Source organism: Citrobacter sp. VF227 (assembly GCF_052950715.1).
In genome coordinates this window covers 1-523 of sequence record NZ_JBRFVF010000245.1, presented here as the reverse complement: position 1 = coordinate 523, position 523 = coordinate 1, and the positions used below count along the sequence as shown (strand labels likewise).

1 protein-coding gene is annotated in these 523 nt (G+C 65.6%); it reads right to left on the bottom strand.

The features are described from left to right. Positions 1-523: response regulator (locus ACU8YC_RS26135; protein ID WP_446896135.1), on the bottom strand; the 523-nt coding region annotated here is incomplete at both ends.

Below are 523 nucleotides of genomic sequence, written 5' to 3'. Positions count from 1 at the left end.
CGTCCTGGCCGTTCTCCGCAAACAGGACTTCCAGCCCGTGCTGCTCGAGGGCGCTCGTCAGCGAGAAGATGTTGCGCAGGTCGTCGTCGACCAGGATGACGCGACATCCCTGGAGAGACTCCACGTCTTTCCACTCGACGCGGATCTGCTCGTCGGGCGGAACGCTGGCGATGGCGCGATGCAGGAACAGGGCGGTCTCGTCGAGGAGCCGCTCGGACGAGCGCGTGTCCTTGAGGATGATCGTCGAGGCGGAATGTTTGAGCTGCTGCTCCTCGGGAGCCGTGAGTTCCCGGCCGGTATAGACGATGATCGGCAGTTCCTCGCCCTCCTGCGTGGCCCTGATCCGCTCGATCAGCTCGGAACCGCCGATATCGGGCAGGCCGAGATCGATGATCGCGCAGTCGAACCGGCCGCCGGTCAGGGCTTCCAGCGCGGCCGTGGCCGTACCGACCCCGAAGATCTTGACGTCCTCCTCGTCGAGCAACGCCGTGATGCTGGCGCGCTGGTTCTCGTCGTCCTCGAC